Origin of the sequence: Tepidanaerobacter sp. EBM-49 (assembly GCF_001896645.1) — a bacterium.
Classification (GTDB): Bacteria; Bacillota; Thermosediminibacteria; order Thermosediminibacterales; family Tepidanaerobacteraceae; genus Tepidanaerobacter; species Tepidanaerobacter syntrophicus.
Genome location: NZ_MPPE01000042.1, coordinates 20,992 through 37,229, shown reverse-complemented (window position 1 = coordinate 37,229; position 16,238 = coordinate 20,992). Strand labels below are relative to the sequence as shown.

The 16,238-nt window shown below is 37.0% G+C and carries 15 protein-coding genes; 1 reads left to right on the top strand and 14 read right to left on the bottom strand.

Annotated elements, in window-relative coordinates:
- The 12 genes from trmD to BUE08_RS07865 all read right to left on the bottom strand — a co-directional run.
- Nucleotides 1-564 (bottom strand): tRNA (guanosine(37)-N1)-methyltransferase TrmD (gene trmD, locus BUE08_RS07920; protein ID WP_286680691.1); only part of this gene is annotated, 564 nt, incomplete at its 3' end.
- On the bottom strand, nt 564-1,082 hold the full coding sequence (gene rimM / locus BUE08_RS07915; protein WP_286680690.1) for a ribosome maturation factor RimM: 519 nt from the start codon (nt 1,080-1,082) through the stop codon (nt 564-566). The genes trmD and rimM, both read right to left, overlap by 1 nt.
- Before the next feature lie 36 nt (nt 1,083-1,118).
- A complete protein-coding gene (locus tag BUE08_RS07910; RefSeq protein WP_059034209.1) occupies nt 1,119-1,346 on the bottom strand; it encodes a KH domain-containing protein in 228 nt (75 codons plus the stop codon).
- A gap of 39 nt (nt 1,347-1,385) precedes the next feature.
- Entirely contained in the window at nt 1,386-1,679 is a 294-nt protein-coding gene (gene rpsP, locus BUE08_RS07905; protein ID WP_059034210.1) for a 30S ribosomal protein S16, read from the bottom strand.
- Nucleotides 1,680-1,692: 13 nt separating this feature from the next.
- Nucleotides 1,693-3,030: a signal recognition particle protein gene (ffh, locus tag BUE08_RS07900; RefSeq protein ID WP_059034212.1), complete on the bottom strand. Its 1,338-nt coding sequence runs from the start codon at nt 3,028-3,030 to the stop codon at nt 1,693-1,695.
- A gap of 2 nt (nt 3,031-3,032) precedes the next feature.
- A complete protein-coding gene (gene ylxM / locus BUE08_RS07895; RefSeq protein ID WP_286680689.1) occupies nt 3,033-3,392 on the bottom strand; it encodes a YlxM family DNA-binding protein in 360 nt (119 codons plus the stop codon).
- An 85-nt stretch (nt 3,393-3,477) separates the two neighbouring features.
- On the bottom strand, nt 3,478-4,476 hold the full coding sequence (locus tag BUE08_RS07890) for a M42 family metallopeptidase (RefSeq protein WP_059034215.1): 999 nt from the start codon (nt 4,474-4,476) through the stop codon (nt 3,478-3,480).
- On the bottom strand, nt 4,477-5,490 hold the full coding sequence (locus BUE08_RS07885; RefSeq protein ID WP_286680688.1) for a M42 family metallopeptidase: 1,014 nt from the start codon (nt 5,488-5,490) through the stop codon (nt 4,477-4,479).
- Complete coding sequence (locus tag BUE08_RS07880) at nt 5,475-6,515, bottom strand: M42 family metallopeptidase (RefSeq protein WP_286680687.1); 1,041 nt, start codon at nt 6,513-6,515, stop codon at nt 5,475-5,477. Before BUE08_RS07880 ends, BUE08_RS07885 begins: the two co-directional genes overlap by 16 nt.
- Before the next feature lie 94 nt (nt 6,516-6,609).
- Nucleotides 6,610-8,514, bottom strand: coding sequence for an ABC transporter ATP-binding protein (locus tag BUE08_RS07875; RefSeq protein WP_059034221.1), 1,905 nt, complete (start codon nt 8,512-8,514; stop codon nt 6,610-6,612).
- Nucleotides 8,511-10,238 (bottom strand): ABC transporter ATP-binding protein, encoded by a 1,728-nt coding sequence (locus tag BUE08_RS07870; RefSeq protein WP_059034223.1) that lies wholly within the window; start codon nt 10,236-10,238, stop codon nt 8,511-8,513. Before BUE08_RS07870 ends, BUE08_RS07875 begins: the two co-directional genes overlap by 4 nt.
- Nucleotides 10,239-10,245: 7 nt before the next feature.
- Complete coding sequence (locus tag BUE08_RS07865; RefSeq protein ID WP_059034225.1) at nt 10,246-10,695, bottom strand: MarR family winged helix-turn-helix transcriptional regulator; 450 nt, start codon at nt 10,693-10,695, stop codon at nt 10,246-10,248.
- A 228-nt stretch (nt 10,696-10,923) separates the two neighbouring features.
- Between BUE08_RS07865 and BUE08_RS07860 the strand changes: the two genes are divergently transcribed.
- Entirely contained in the window at nt 10,924-11,586 is a 663-nt protein-coding gene (locus tag BUE08_RS07860; RefSeq protein ID WP_286680686.1) for a V-type ATP synthase subunit I domain-containing protein, read from the top strand.
- Between the two features lie 81 nt (nt 11,587-11,667).
- On the opposite strand, the gene ftsY is transcribed toward BUE08_RS07860, so the two are convergent.
- Both ftsY and smc read right to left on the bottom strand, forming a co-directional pair.
- Nucleotides 11,668-12,561 (bottom strand): signal recognition particle-docking protein FtsY, encoded by an 894-nt coding sequence (gene ftsY, locus BUE08_RS07855; RefSeq protein WP_286680685.1) that lies wholly within the window; start codon nt 12,559-12,561, stop codon nt 11,668-11,670.
- A 36-nt stretch (nt 12,562-12,597) separates the two neighbouring features.
- Nucleotides 12,598-16,131, bottom strand: a complete 3,534-nt coding sequence (gene smc / locus BUE08_RS07850; RefSeq protein WP_286680692.1) for a chromosome segregation protein SMC — start codon at nt 16,129-16,131, stop codon at nt 12,598-12,600.
- Between the last annotated feature and the right edge of the window lie 107 nt (nt 16,132-16,238).

The following is a 16,238-nucleotide window of genomic DNA, read 5'->3' as shown; positions in this document are numbered from 1 at the left end:
GTAAATCTCGGGTCGCGTATATTGGGGGTATTCTAAGAGATTGTTGCAAAAAGATTCATTAACCGGAGAATCACTGCTTCCTAAGACACCGGGAACAAGCCTTATAACAGAATCTGTTACTGCAAGGGCAGGAATTTCTCCGCCTGTCAAAATAAAATCTCCCAGAGATATCTCATCTGTTATTATAGTCTTAACTCGTTCGTCTATGCCTTCATAATGTCCGCAAATAAAGACTAAATTCTGTTCGCAAGACAACTCCTGAGCTATGGCTTGGTTAAAAATTTTGCCTTGAGGGGACAATAAAATTATTCGCCTGTTTGTAGACTCAATCTTCTTTTCCACATATTCCACCGATTCAAAAATCGGTTCCGGTTTCATAACCATCCCACAGCCTCCGCCATAAGGATAGTCGTCAACCTTTTTATGTTTATCATGGGAAAAATCTCGTATGTTTATAAGTTCAATTTTGACTAAGTTTCGATCGATGGCTCGCTTTATTATGCTCACGCTAAAGGGGCTCTCAAAAAACTCGGGAAACAGTGTAAGTATATAAATGTTAAGCACTAGAACATCCCCTCCAGCGGTTCAATCGCTATTATGCCATTTTCAAAATCTATCTTCTTTACTACTTGTCTAATCGCTGGAATGAGGATTTCTGATTTAGCATCTGTTTCTATAATGTATACATCATTTGCGCCTGTTTGAAGAACATCTTTGACTGTTCCGATATATGTTCCGGAAGTTTCATCAAAGACCCTAAGACCCACTATATCACATATAAAGTAGCGGCCTTCGGGCAATTTTACTGCATCTTCTCTCCTGACGGCAATATAGCATCCCCTCAAATCATCTGCCTTGTCTTTTGAATCTACCCCATTAAATTTAACGATTGGAAAGTAGCCTTTTAACAGTGTAATCGATTCTATCTTACAACAAACAAATTCCCCTTTTAGGTTAATAAAAACATTTTCCAATTTCTTGAATCTTTCAGGAAAATCCGTTAAAGGTTCAACTTTGACTTGTCCTTTAACACCCCAAGCAGATATTATTCGGCCTATGGTTATATAATATTTTTCGTTCAAATTCCTTCTCCCCAGGCTTACTTCTCGGATGATTTTTTATATAATCTCCACAACAACTCTTTTGCCTTCCTTTGCCGCTGCAGCTTTTACAACGGTCCTGATAGCTTTGGCAATTCTGCCTTGTTTGCCAATCACCTTTCCCATGTCTTCAGGGTCAACCTTAAGCTCTAGTATAACAGACTGTTCTCCTTCGATTTGGTTTACGACAACATTTTCAGGATGATCTACCAATGCTTTTGCGATATACTCAACTAATTCTGTCACTTGATATTTCCCCCTTTAGATTAACTAAGTTATTATTGCTTACAACGACTCAGCTTCACCTTCGCTATTTTGTTTTGCAGCTTTCTTGTCAGGCAAAATCCCGGCATTTTTAAATAAATACTTTACTGTGTCAGTTGGGATAGCTCCATTTTTAAGCCATTCAACAGCTCGCTCTTCATTTAATTTTATTTTGATAGGATCTGCCAAAGGATCATAGTAGCCAATCTCTTCTATAAACCTGCCATCTCTTGGCATACGGCTATCGGCAACCACAACTCTGTAGAAAGGTTTTTTCTTGGCGCCCATGCGCTTTAGTCTTATTTTTACTGCCATTGTCTCACCTCCTTTAAAAGTTAAAAAATGGTAATTTTTGACGAGACTTTTTGCCGCTTTTTTCAATTCGCGTAAATTGTTTTATCATTTTTTTAGTTTGCTCATACTGCTTTAGTAGCCTATTTACATCTTGAATGGCAGTTCCACTGCCGGCTGCTATTCGTCTGCGCCTGCTGCCATTTATTATTGACGGGTCGCTGCGCTCAGAAGGTGTCATAGAGCTAATGATGGCCTCTATTCGAACCAGTTCTTTATCATCTACTTCTACACCTTTTAGTTTTTGCTGAGAAAAACCGGGTATCATATCGAGTATTTGGCTCAAAGAACCCATTTTTTTAACTTGAGATAGCTGTTCCATAAAATCGTTAAGATCAAAATTCTGGGTCTTTAACTTTTCTTCCAATTCTTGAGCTTTTTTAAGGTCAAAATCTGCCGTGGCCTTTTCTATCAGCGATAGAACATCACCCATTCCCAAGATTCGAGACGCCATTCTCTCAGGGTAAAAGCTTTCTAAGTCGTCAAGCTTTTCTCCCATTCCTACAAATTTTATAGGGCATCCTGTAACAGCTTTTGCAGAAAGAGCAGCACCGCCTCTGGTATCGCCATCGAGTTTTGTAAGTATTAAGCCTGTTAAGCTTAATTTTTTGTTAAATTCTTCTGCTACATTAACTGCATCCTGGCCTGTCATACTGTCTACCACAAGCAAAATCTCCGATGGATTTACCGCATTTTTTATGTTTATAAGCTCATCCATTAATTCATCATCTATGTGCAGGCGCCCTGCTGTATCTATTATTACGACATTATGGTTGTTTTTTCTTGCATACTCTATTGCCGCTTTAGATATGTCCACTGGATTTTGCTGCCCCATTGAAAAAACGGGCAGGCCTACTTTGTCTCCAATTACCTGAAGTTGCTTTATAGCAGCTGGGCGGTAGACGTCTGCCGCAACCAGTAGAGGTTTTTTACCATCTTTTGCAAAAAATTTGCCCAGTTTACCTGCTGTAGTGGTCTTGCCTGATCCCTGCAGACCAACCATCATTATAACGGTTATATCTTTAGAAAAATCGATTTTACTTTGAGCAGGTCCCATCAAGGCAACAAGTTCTTCGTTGACAATTTTTATAACTTGTTGAGCGGGAGTCAAGCTCTCCATGACTTCTTGTCCTATAGCACGTTCGGTGATTCTGGCAACCAATTCCTTTACAACTTTAAAATTTACGTCCGCCTCCAGCAAAGCCAGGCGAACTTCCTTCATTGCTTGTTTTACATCAGCTTCTGATAATTTGCCCTTACCGCGAAGCTTTTTGAAAATATCATTTAATTTTTGAGTAAGGGACTCAAAGGCCAAACTTATTCACCGCCTTCTTGCAATAATGAATATACGCAATTACAAACGTCTTCGTATTTTTCTTTAAAGGCACTATCCACACCAGGTTCTATTTCCTTAAGAACTTCTAGTATGTGTTTGATCTCTTTTTCTTGTTTTAGGTATCTTTTTACCATTCCCAAATTTTCTTCGAAATTAATCAGCATTTCCTGGCTTCTACGCAGAGCATCATAAACACCTTGGCGTGTTATGCCTGTAATTTCTGCTATTTCGCCAAGAGACAAGTCGTTAAAGTAATGCATTTTGAAAACATTTCTTTGATTTTCTGTTAGAAGACTGCCATAGCAGTCAAACAAAAGATTAAGTTTTGTAATATTATCCATGAAAATCACCTGTAAAGCAAAATAACTTTACAGGTGTTATTTTACATAAATATCGGGTGTAAGTCAACTCTTTTTTGTATTAAAATTATTTGTCAATTTTTATCCCGTCTTGAAGAATGTTTAAAAGGAGTTTTGCGCCATTTTCCATATCTGAAATATCTACCATCTCACTGTCAGAATGAATATATCTGCATGGTATCGAAAGACATCCTGTAGGAACACCGCTTTTGCTCAATGCTATTGCTCCGGAATCTGTTCCTCCGGCTTTAAGAACTTCCATTTGATAAGGTATATTATATTTTTCGGCTTTTTCTTTCATTAAATTCTTGATTGCCGGGTGTACCATTACTGACTGATCAAATACTTTAACAGCCGGGCCGGCGCCAAGTTTTACCGCCATTGGCAAAGATTTTGGGGTATCTCCTGTATCCGTTACATCAACTGCTATAGCTGCATATGGTTCAATGGCATATGCAGCAGTAGTTGCGCCTCGAAGGCCTAATTCTTCTTGAACAGTAAAAACAAAATACACTTCATGAGGACAGGTCTGAATGTTTTTTAAGGTTTCAATAAGCAGCGCACACGATGCTCTGTTATCCATGGCGCAAGAAGTACATCGTGTACCATTTTCAGCAAAAGGTGTGTAATAAACCGCTGCATCTCCGATATTTACTCTTGAAAGAGCATCATCTTTGTCCTTTGCTCCTATATCTATATAAAGATTGTTTAAAGTTATGTCTTTTATTTCTTTAATTTCGCTTTCGTAGCTTACGACACCTACTGTACCGTTTTTAAAAATCACTTTCCTGTTAATAAGATCTGTTACGCTAAAACCGCCTGCCGGAGCAAATCTTAAAAAGCCATTTTCATCAACAAATGTAACCACAAGACCAATTTGATCCATATGGGCAGCCAGCATTATTTTGGAACCTGTTCCTTTTTTTACAGCTATTAAATTCCCCATAACATCAGTTCTGATTTCATCTGCAAAGCCTTCTATTTCATTTATTATGCTTTCTCTTATAAGTTCTTCATTGCCTGACGGGCCGAATACAGATACAAGTTTTTTTAAAAGCTCCTTCATTTAAAGCACACCCTTTCTTAAAAATTCTTTAATTAACTTTATGGTATTTTCATAATCCTTTATGTCCATCATAGATACCGGAGAGTGTATATATCTTACAGGAACCGACACTACGCCCGTTCGAACACCTTCATGTGCAAGCTGGATTATGCCTGCATCATTGCCGCCTGTCATAGTTCTTTTTATCTGATAAGGAATATTGCAAGATTCAGCTGTGTCTATCAAGGAAGAGACTATCTCTTTTGAAGAATATGAGCTTCTGTCGATTATCGAAATAGCCGGCCCAATTCCCATAACTGTGGAATACATATGTTCATCTGCTCCGGGCACGTCAGAGCATGTAGTCCCTTCTATCGCTATACCTATATCGGGATTTATTTTATAAGATGCTGTCATCGCACCTCGAAGGCCTACTTCTTCTTGAACCGCAAAACATGCGTAAATATCATCAGGATAACTTTCTTTTAGTGTTTCTATAAGAACACCGCAGCCGGCTCTGTCGTCTAATGCTTTAGCCTTTATCTTGCCATTTCCTATCTCCTCAAATTCTGTGGTAAACGCTGCATAATCCCCTAATTTTACAAGCTTTTCAGCTTCTTCTTTTGACGAGGCTCCGATGTCTATATACATATTCTCCTGCTTTATTACATTTTCTCTTTCGCTTTTTTCTTGCAAATGTATAGCCTTTACGCCGATTACTCCAAACACCTTTCCGCCTATAAGCACTCTTTTTGAAAGTAGAACTCGTTGGTCTATTCCTATAGTGCCAAACTTCAACATACCATTATCGCAGATATACGTAATAATAAGGCCTACCTCATCCATATGGGCATCAAGCATTATCTTCTTTGGATGCTCTTTTGTTCCTTTTTTAAAAGCTATCAGATTACCCATGCTGTCTATATGAATGTTATCAACGTATGGGGTGATTTCTTCCTTTATAAGTTCCCTAATTTTGTTTTCGTTTCCCGAAACACCATCTGTTTCAGTGAGACGCTTTAATAGCTCAACCATTCTTTCTCCTCCTTTAGCGAAGCTATGAAAAGAGCTATGAGCCTTGCTGCCTTCTTTACATCATCCATATTTAAGGTCTCAACGGTTGTATGCATATATCTAAGCGGAATGGAAACCAGCACACAAGGCACGCCATCTTTAGATACCTGCATCACCCATGCATCAGTGCCGCTACGCCCGGGTATGACATCGCTTTGATAGTCTATACCATACTCTTTTGCTGTATCTATGAGTTTTTGTGTAAGTATAGGATGCATATTAGGGCCTATTCCTATAGCCGGTCCTTTGCCTATCACACAAGTTCTTTCTTTCGGCGCATCCGGAGTTTCTCCATGAGTTACATCTATTGCTATGCCAACATCCGGCGAAATTTTAAAAGTGCTTATTTTTGCTCCATGGCTTCCCAGCTCTTCCTGACTAGTTGCTACAAAATAAACCTCTCCGGTATAATTTAACTTGTCAAGCTCTTTCATAGCCTCAATCATAACAGCTACGCCGGCTCTGTCGTCTAAAGACTTGCCGCTTATCATCTTATCATTCATTTTTATAAGGGGGCTTTTAAAAGTTATTGGATCTCCTATGCTAATAAGTTGAATTAACTCATCTTTACTCATGCCGGTATCAATTGCCATATCTTTAATATCTATAGCCTTGTCTGATTCTCCCGGTTTTTGCAAATGCGGTGGTTTTGCCCCTATTATACCTAAAACCTCTTTACTGCCGTGTATTCTAACTTCTTGGCCGGGCAGTATTCTTTGATCTATTCCTATACCGGTAAATTTTACAAAACCCTTATCGTCTATATCTGTTACCATCATCCCGACTTCGTCTAAGTGAGCCGCTAGCATAACCTTCGGGCCACCAATTTTCTTGGATTTTTTGCCTATAACATTGTAAAAAGTATCTACCTCAACATCATCGCAAAGCTCTTTAAATATGTCGGCAGTTATGCTTGCAACATTTTTTTCATAACCTGATATTCCCGCAAGATTATTTACTTTAGATAAAAACTCCAGCGTATCCATCCGATACACTCCTTTCCTAGGTGCTTTCTCTATTATATCATAATAAGAATATCAAAAATGAAAAAATTCAGCAGGAATAACTTCCCGCTGAATTTTACATAACATTTGCTTGTTCATCTTCTACAAAGGCTCCAAGGAATTGACTCTTATACAGATCGGCATAAAAACCGCCTTTTGCCATCAGCTCTTCGTGGGTGCCTTGTTCTATTATCCGGCCGTGGTTCATAACTAAAATATTATCTGCATTTCTTATGGTGGATAGACGATGAGCGATAACAAAGCTTGTCCTGTTTGCCATAAGTTCCTTCATGGCTTTTTGAATAGACATTTCTGTTAGAGTATCTACATTGCTGGTTGCCTCATCGAGTATCAATATATCAGGATCTGCAAGAATAGCTCGCGCAATAGTAATAAGCTGTTTTTCACCCTGGGAAATATTCGAAGCATCCTCATTGAGCACTGTATTATACCCTTCAGGAAGCGCTTTTATAAAGTGGTGAGCATGAGCCGCTTTGGCAGCTCTTATTATTTCTTCATCTGTAGCTCCTTCTTTTCCATAAGCTATATTATCTTTAACTGTGCCGCTAAAAAGCCAGGTGTCTTGAAGAACCATGCCAAAAATTTTCCTAAGGTTGCTTCTCTTAAGATCTCTGATATCTACATGATCTACCATTATCTTGCCCGAATCTATTTCGTAAAATCTCATAAGAAGATTTACAAGGGTTGTTTTTCCTGCACCTGTAGGTCCGACTATAGCAACCATTTGTCCCGGGTCTACATCTATTGTTAGATCTTCGATTAAAGGCTCATCTTTCTTATAGCTAAAATACACGTGATCTAAATCCACATACCCCTCAGCATTTTCAATAACTGTCGCATCTTCTTTGTCGGGTATCTCTTCTTCTTGATCTAGTATCTCGAATACCCTTTCCGCTGAAGCAATTGTAGACTGAATGATATTAGCTATATTTGCGGTTTGAGTTATAGGCTGAGTAAACTGCCGTGAGTACTGAATGAATGCCTGCACATTGCCTATTGTGATACGTCCACCGGCTACCATTATACCTCCGGTAACGCATACAAAGACATAACCCAGGTTACTGATAAAGTTCATAATAGGCATTATTATACCTGAAACAAACTGTGCCCGCCAGGATGCTCCGTAAAGTTCTTCATTTATGGATTTAAATTCTTCAATGGCGTCTTCTTCATGACCGAAAGCTTTTACTACATTATGGCCGCCATACATTTCTTCCACATGACCGTTTAAATTGCCTAATACTCTTTGCTGCATAGCAAAATATTTTTGTGAGCGAGATGCAATAGATCTTATAGCTAATAAACTCAGCGGTAATGTTATTACAGTAACCAAAGTCAGTATAGGACTTATGGTCAGCATCATTACGATTACGCCGATAAGAGTGACAACTGCGGTAATCAGTTGAGTGATACTTTGCTGCAGCGTGGAGCTTATATTATCGACATCATTTGTGACTCGACTCAAAACTTCTCCATATGGGTTTGCATCAAAAAATTTAAGGGGTAATTTGGTCAATTTATCCATTATATCTGCCCTCATCGTTCTTACTACGCCTTGGGCTACTCCGGCCATCATATAATGCTGAATATAGTTAAATGCAGAACTCGTTATATACAGGCCGAGTAATATAAACAATATATGGGTTATATAAGCAAAATCTATGTGGGCCCCGGGCTCATGGCGCAGTATGGCCATAGAACCCTCGAAAAGCTTTGTTGTTGCCATTCCCATAATTTTAGGTCCTAAAATATTAAACACAGTGCTAAGAGCAGCCATACAGAATACAACTAAAATTATTGGGATATACGGCTTTATATAATTTAAAAGCCTCATCAAGCTGCCTTTAAAATCCTTGGGTTTTTCCATGGCTCTTGCCATAGGCGGTCCGCCGCCGTGACCTCCTTTACGTCTTCCGCCGCCAAGTCTATGCCTATCTATTCTTTCGTTTTCGCTGCTCATGCTATCTCCTCCTCCGAAAGCTGGGAAAGCACAATATTTCTATATGTTTCACAGTTTTCATAGAGTTCTTTGTGTTTTCCTATACCTGCTATTCGCCCTTCATCTAATACAATTATTTGATCTGCATTCATAACTGTTGCGACACGTTGAGCTACAATTATTACAGTAGAATTTTTAGTCTCTTTGTTTAATGCCATTCTAAGCTTAGCATCTGTTTTAAAATCCAATGCAGAAAAACTATCATCAAACAAGTATATTTTAGGCTTTTTTACAATAGCCCTTGCAATACAAATTCTCTGTTTTTGACCGCCGGAAACGTTAAGACCGCCCTCTGCAAGTATTGTATCAAAGCCGTCTTTCATTTCATTTATAAATTCTGCTGCTTGAGCAATTTCTGCCGCGTGCCGAACTTCCTCATCTGTAGCATCTTTTTTGCCATACCTTATATTTTCAGCAATAGTGCCTGTAAATAAAACAGACTTTTGGGGCACATAACCTATCCATGAACGAAGAACTTTCTGCGGAATGTTCCTTATGTCAATTCCATCTATAGTTATTTTGCCGGAGGTTACATCATAAAACCTCATTATAAGGTTGGAGATAGTAGACTTGCCTGAACCTGTAGCACCGATTATTGCAGTAGTGTGGCCCGGCAGTGCTTTAAATGATATATTAGATAATGCCGGCTCTTCAGCATCGGGATATTTGAATGTGACATCATCAAACTCTAATATCCCTTTTATTTCTTTTGGAATAACAGGATTTTCAGGATCTACTATTTCAGGCTCCATATTTAATACTTCTTTGATTCTTTCTACAGATGCGGCCGCACGAGGTATCATTATGAACATCATGGAAAGCATCATTGTAGAAAACATTATTTCCATGGCGTACTGGATAAATGCAAGAAGATCCCCTACTTCCATCATTGCTGCATTTATCTTGAGGCTTGCATACCACACAATGGCAACAGTTGTAACATTGAATATCAAGATAACAAGAGGCATCATTATAGCCATTAACCTATTTACTCTTATTGCTACATTCGTAAGATCAATATTTGCGGCATTAAAGCGTTTTTTCTCGTGTTCTACTCTGTTAAAGGCTCGAATAACTCTAACGCCTGTGAGATTTTCTCTCATCACTCTGTTTACAGTATCAATTTTTGCTTGCATGGCTCTAAAAAGCGGTAATGAAAACTTAGATAAGACAACTATTACTCCTGCTATTATAGGCACAACTATCCAAAAGACAAAAGAGAGGCTTGGCGCAGTAGATACAGCCATTATTATAGCGCCTATAGCCATTATGGGAGACATAACTACCATTCTAAAAAATATCATTGCAACCATTTGCAGCTGAGTTACATCGTTTGTAGTTCTTGTTATAAGAGAAGCGGTTCCTATTTTATTAAATTCATTAAGAGAAAAACTCTCCACTTTCTTAAAAATACTTTCTCTAAGTGATTTGCCAAAACCCATCGCCGCCCTTGAAGAACAATAGCTTGCCGCTATTGCAGCACATACAGCGCCAAGAGCCACTAGCAGCATTTTCCCTCCTACGGAAAGAATGTAACCGGTATTACCATTTACTATGCCAGTATTTACGATATCTGCAAGCATCGACGGCAGTATCAGCTGCGACATGGCCTGGCAGAATATAAAGATCAATGATGCTAAAATAAATATCCAATATGGTTTTAAATTGCTTAAGATTTTTTTCATAAAACTATCACCTCGCATTAGCCTCAATAGGTTCTTTAAGGTTATCTCTTATTTTTTTAAAAAGTCTGTTAAGAATACTCTTTTCTTCCTCGGATAGGCCGCTGAACATTTTTTCTTCTATAGATTGTATTTCTGCATAAATGCTTTTGCAAAGTTTTCGGCCATATTCGGTAATATATACCCGCACAATCCGCTGGTCAGCTTCATCCTGGACCCTTTTTACCAATCCTGCCTTTTCCATTCGCTTTAGCATAATGGTAACAGTAGGAGCTTTCATTTTTAAGCTGCGCGCCAATTCTGCTTGACTTTGACCATCGTTTTTATAAAGTGCAAACAAAAGAGGCGGCTGTCCGGGATAAACTCCTCTTTTTTGAAACGATCTATGCGTCTTCAGATAATGCAGTCTTGCAATCTCCAAGAAGAGAGCATAGTTTGATTCAGGATCTAAACAATTCATTTGAATTTCACTCTCCAATTACTTAGACGTCTAATGAATTTGTATTTTATCACTTGAAATTAAAAAAGTCAATACTAAATATTTTAGTTTCATAAAGGGCATTACCTTTCTATTCATCTATGAAAGATAGCGAAGGCCTTTTCAACATTGACAAAAAGAATTGAAAAGTTTATAGTACATCTATGATATATAAATAATTAAAATATAATGAAAAAAGGAGGAAAACTCATGAATAAAGAATCTAAGTCACCTATAGAAGAAGTTATCGAATTTGCAAAAAGTAAGATAGGCGAGGGCAGTAAGGATGTGAAAGAAACGCTAGAAGATGAAAAGAAGAGGATTGGGGAAATAATTGACTTTGCTAAATCTAAACTAAACGAAGCTAGTGATGATGTAAAAAGCGAGCTAAACGACATAATAAAGTATGCAGAGTCTAAACTTGGAGAACTGGAAGAAAAAGCCACGGATAAGGCTAAAGAGGCAACAGACAAGGTAAAAAAGGAAACAGAAGAAAGCAGCATAAGCGATACAATAACATCTGCAGCTAAATCAGTGGGAACGACAATTTCGAATTTCGCCAAGAAATTCGGCAAAGAGACCAGTAAAATTTCTGAAATCATAAGCATAAGATCGGAGCTTAATTCTCTAAACAATGCAAAAAAAGAAAAAATCGCAAAGCTGGGAGAGGCTTTACTTAATGATTATAAGAGCAATCCATTAGAAAATATAAAATTGTCTGATGAGATGAAAAAAATTATAGGCGAAATATCAGAGATAGAAAGTAAAATAGAAAGCAAGAACGCCGAACTAGAAAAGATACAGAAAAAGGAAAATCTGACTTCTGACCAAATTAAAGAAATAGAAGAAATAGAGAATGAGAAAAATAAATAACCCTTTGATTTTCCCTTGATTTTAATTTTAGAGCCACCGGCTATGCCGGTGGCTTATTTATGCAAGTTTAAGAAGCTATACTCAATTGAGTATAGCTTCTGTAAAATCCCTGGGATCGAACTCATATAAATCGTCTATTCCTTCACCTACTCCCACATACCATACGGGTATTCCAAGCTCTGAGGCAATAGCTACTGCAATTCCTCCTTTTGCCGTACCGTCCAATTTAGTCAATATTATTCCGGAAAAATCTACGGCGTCTTTAAATATTCTCGCTTGTAATAATGCGTTTTGGCCTGTTGTAGCATCTAGCACCATAAGATTTACAAGATTTGCTTCCGGATATTCTTTTTGGCAAACTCTGTGAAGCTTTTTTAGTTCTTCCATTAAATTCTTCTTAGTGTGAAGTCTACCAGCGGTGTCGCATATTATTATATCTGATTTTCTGGCTTTTCCGGCTTGAAGAGCATCAAAGAGAACAGATGCCGGGTCCGAACCTTCTTTATGTTTTATTACATCCACTCCCACTCTCTGGCCCCATATCTCCAGCTGGTCAATAGCTGCTGCTCTAAATGTATCTGCCGCAACTAGTAGTACTTTTTTGCCCTCATTTTTGAATTTGTAAGCCAGTTTCCCTATAGATGTGGTTTTTCCAACACCATTTACCCCTACAATCAGCATAACCGTAGGATAAATTAAGGAAGTATTTTTCTGGGGAAAAAGATTTATCATTTCTTTCTTTAAAGCTTCTTTTAGTTCTAAAGGAGTTGAGATATTTTTCGAATTCTCTTTAAGCTTCTCAATAAGCATTTGAGTCGTGTCAACGCCTATATCAGCTGAAATCAGTAACTCTTCTAACTCTTCAAGTGTTTCATCATCAATTTTCTTATTAAATTTTAATATGCTATCGAGTTTTCCACTTAAATTTTCTCGTGTTTTACTTAAACCTTGCTTTATTTTATCAAAAAAAGCCATCTTGTCACCTCGTAAATTTATTTACATATCTATAAATCATCCGACTTTTACTGCCAACAATTTAGATGTGGCATCGTCTTCCATTGTTATGCCATATAAGGCATCTGCTATTTCCATCGTGGGCTTTCTATGAGTTATTACGATAAATTGAGTATTGGCAGAAGATTTTTTTAGATAGCGCGTAAACCTTGCAATATTTGCATCGTCAAGAGCCGCCTCTATCTCATCTAAAATGCAGAAAGGTGTAGATTTTATGTTCAAAAGGGCGAAAAGCAGGGCAATAGCAGAAAGGGCTTTTTCGCCTCCTGATAATAGAGAAATATTTTGAAGCCGCTTTCCCGGAGGTTGAACATTTAGCTCTATGCCACATTCTAAAACGTTTGCATCCCCTTCAATAATCAGTTCTGCGCTTCCGCCATCAAAAAGCTCCGAAAATACCTTGTTAAATTCTCTATTGACCTTTTCTATAGTCTCTAAGAGCATAGCTTCCATATTGGAATTTATCTCATTAATTAGGCTATCTAAATCGAGTTTAGCTTTTACCAAATCGTCCCGTTGAGATTTTAGAAAATCGTATCTTGCCTTTATATTTTCGTAGTCTTCTATTGCCTTAAGGTTCACAGGTCCTAATAATTCGATTTCTCGTTTTAATGAAGACAGTCTTTCTTTTAATTTATCCGCACTCTCATAATCATATTCACCGACTTCGGGATCTGAAACATTGTATCGTTCAAACAGTTCATTCTTAATTTGTAAAAGCTCAGTGAGAATTTTTGCTTCTTCTATTTTGTTATTTTGTAAAAATTTCTCTCCTTGCGCATACTCTCTTTCTGCTTGATTTAACTTATTTTGCGCATTATTAATTTGGTGCTTTATTTCGTCCTTTTGCCGGGCTAAAGATTCTAAAAGTTTTTGAAGGTCACTGCATTGCGCATCAAAAGACTTGAGTTCCTTTTTACATGTATCAATTTCCTTATTGATGTCTAATAAAAGCTTATCATTTTCCCCGATTTTTTTCCTGTATTTATCAATTTCCGTATAACAATTATTTATTCTGTCATTGATTGCATCTAAATTTTCTTCAATATTTATTTTTTCCTGATTATAGGAAGCCACTTTTACTTTTAGATCGGTTACCTGCGCCGATAAATCATCTCTTAATTTGTTCAATTCTGCAAGCTCATTTTGCAATTGTTTTACGGCATCTTGGCCAGACAGATTTTGGCTGTCAACATTTTTTATTTCATTTTCAAGAAGCAAGATCTCATCCGTAATTTCTTGAATCCTTTTGTTTATCGAGGATATTTCAGCTTCCAACTGTTCCCTTCTCTTTATTCGTTCTTGAAAAATCAATTGCTTTTCTCTAAGTTCATCGTTTAAAGTTACTATTTCAGACTCTATGGAATTAAGATGTTCGTTTTTTTCTGTTATTTGTTTTTGAGTGTCTAAGATTTTATTATTTAAAGTTATAATTATTGAATCTAATTTTTCTAATTCAAGATTTAGTTTACTGATTTTTTGCCTGTCTTCGGCCAGCTTTCTTTTTCGTGTAAGTAAAAATTTTGATTTATTTTGACTGCCGCCGGTAATAGAGCCTCCCGGACTTAAGATTTCGCCTTGAATTGTAACAATTTTTAAGCTAAAATGGCAGCGCTTGGCTGCAATCAAGGCATCTTCGAAGGTTTTTGCCACCAAGACCCTTCCTAATAGAAAAGCTAATGCGGGATAATACTTATCGTCAAACTTTATTAATTCAATCGCCGGCAATACTTTATTATCTTCTAAAACGATTTTTGACTCGTAAGGCTCCAGGAACCTGGGCTTTAGTACAGAAAGTGGCAAAAAAGTAGCGCGCCCTAATCCGTGTTTTTTCAGGTATTCTATTGCATCTTTTGCACTTTCTTCATTTTCACAAATAATATCTTGCATAGCATATCCTAAAGCTGTTTCAATCGCAACTTCGTATTGTTCATCTACCGAAATTGCATCTGCTATTGTACCGTGTATTCTACTGTCGTTATAATGTTTGCTTTTTAATGCCAGCAACAAATTTTTTACACCATATTGATAGTCTTCATAGTTATCATATATTTCTGCCAGTGTTTTTTCTTGGGTAGTCAATGTCACTAATTCCTGCTGTTTTTTAGTCTTGGCATTGACGTTTATATTTCTATCTTCTGTAAGATTTTTTAAAATGTTTTCCAAATGCTCTATTTCTTTTTTAAGGTTAGTTTTTGTCTGTTCAAGTTGAGTCCTTCTGCTTTCAATATCAGTTATTTTATCGAGAATCTTCTTGTTTGTATTTTCTATTTCCTTGCGTTCATCCCTGATCTGTCTTAGCCTATTTTCAAAATTAGATTTTGTGCCGGTAAGATTTGATATCGTACTTCTTTTTTCGGATATATCATTCAATAACTGCATTATACTACCCTGAAAATTGCTTATTGAATACTGAACTTCTGTTATTTTAGAATTTATCTCTGTAAGCCTATTTTCGCTTGTATTTAATTTCTCTAATGTGTCATTTATGTCATCGGCTTTTTTTGCAAGTTCGCAGGACTTCTCTTTAAATGTTTCTTTAAAAGCAGTAATAAGTGTTTCTTGGTTTCTAATATCAGAAAGTAACTTATTGTTTTCATTTAATATTCTATTTTTATCAGCGCTTAACATTTCAAAATCTTTTTGTAAGTCTTTTATTTTACCGGATACCTCATAAAAATTTTTCTGAGCCTTTTCATAATCGGATTCAATTGAGTTTTGCCTGTTTTTGTAATCGTCTAAGTTTGTTTTTAAGGATTCAATCATGCTTGAAAGTTGCAAAATCGCTTTTTCTTTTGAATCCAACTTTTCTCTTATATGCGCAAGCCGTTTTTCCCTGTCTTCCAGTTGTAATACCAATAAACTAATTTCTGTATTTGTAAGTAGTAAAGATAGCTCTTTATATTTTAAAGCAGCATCTTTTTGGACGGCCAAGGGTTTTAATTGACTTGATATTTCACTTATTATATCATCGATTCTTGATACATTATTGACCGTTTCCGCAAGTCTTGCCTCGGCTTCTTTTTTTCGCAACTTATATTTTGCAATTCCGGCGGTTTCTTCCAACATAGCTCGTCTTTCTTCCGGTCTGCAAGTAAGGATATCGTCAATTTGTCCTTGGCTTATAATTGAATAACCGTCTTTTCCAATTCCTGAGTCCATAAGTATTTCTTGAATATCTTTTAATCTGCAAGAGGTTTTATTAAGATAAAATTCGCTCTCACCGGAACGAAAAGTGCGCCGCATAAAACATATTTCGGAATAATCCAGCGGGATAAGATTGTCAGAGTTATCCAGGGTTATAGCAACTTCTGCCATACCAAGAGGCTTTCTTTTGCTGCTTCCGGCAAATATTACATCTTCTAATTTGTAGCCGCGCAGAGTTTTTATGCTTTGTTCTCCTAAAGCCCATCTTACGGCATCAACAATATTACTCTTTCCACTGCCATTTGGTCCAACTATAGCATTTATTCCCGGCTGAAATTCTAATGAAATTCGATTCGCAAAAGATTTAAAGCCTTGAAGTTCTATTCTTTTTAAATACAGAAGACATCCCTCCCTGCTTACCTTTACAATTTTACCATAAATGATTTTAGAAAAGAAACAATAAAAATTTTAAACATAAAAATACCTGCCTA

Bases quoted from the DNA above. Each gene is read 5' to 3' on its own strand.
- rpsP (WP_059034210.1), bottom strand. From the start codon at position 1,679: ATGGCAGTAAAAATAAGACTAAAGCGCATGGGCGCCAAGAAAAAACCT.
- ylxM (WP_286680689.1), bottom strand. From the start codon at position 3,392: ATGGATAATATTACAAAACTTAATCTTTTGTTTGACTGCTATGGCAGT.
- BUE08_RS07890 (WP_059034215.1), bottom strand. From the start codon at position 4,476: ATGAAGGAGCTTTTAAAAAAACTTGTATCTGTATTCGGCCCGTCAGGC.
- BUE08_RS07885 (WP_286680688.1), bottom strand. From the start codon at position 5,490: ATGGTTGAGCTATTAAAGCGTCTCACTGAAACAGATGGTGTTTCGGGA.
- BUE08_RS07880 (WP_286680687.1), bottom strand. From the start codon at position 6,515: ATGGATACGCTGGAGTTTTTATCTAAAGTAAATAATCTTGCGGGAATA.
- BUE08_RS07875 (WP_059034221.1), bottom strand. From the start codon at position 8,514: ATGAGCAGCGAAAACGAAAGAATAGATAGGCATAGACTTGGCGGCGGA.
- BUE08_RS07870 (WP_059034223.1), bottom strand. From the start codon at position 10,238: ATGAAAAAAATCTTAAGCAATTTAAAACCATATTGGATATTTATTTTA.
- BUE08_RS07865 (WP_059034225.1), bottom strand. From the start codon at position 10,695: ATGAATTGTTTAGATCCTGAATCAAACTATGCTCTCTTCTTGGAGATT.
- BUE08_RS07860 (WP_286680686.1), top strand. From the start codon at position 10,924: ATGAATAAAGAATCTAAGTCACCTATAGAAGAAGTTATCGAATTTGCA.
- ftsY (WP_286680685.1), bottom strand. From the start codon at position 12,561: ATGGCTTTTTTTGATAAAATAAAGCAAGGTTTAAGTAAAACACGAGAA.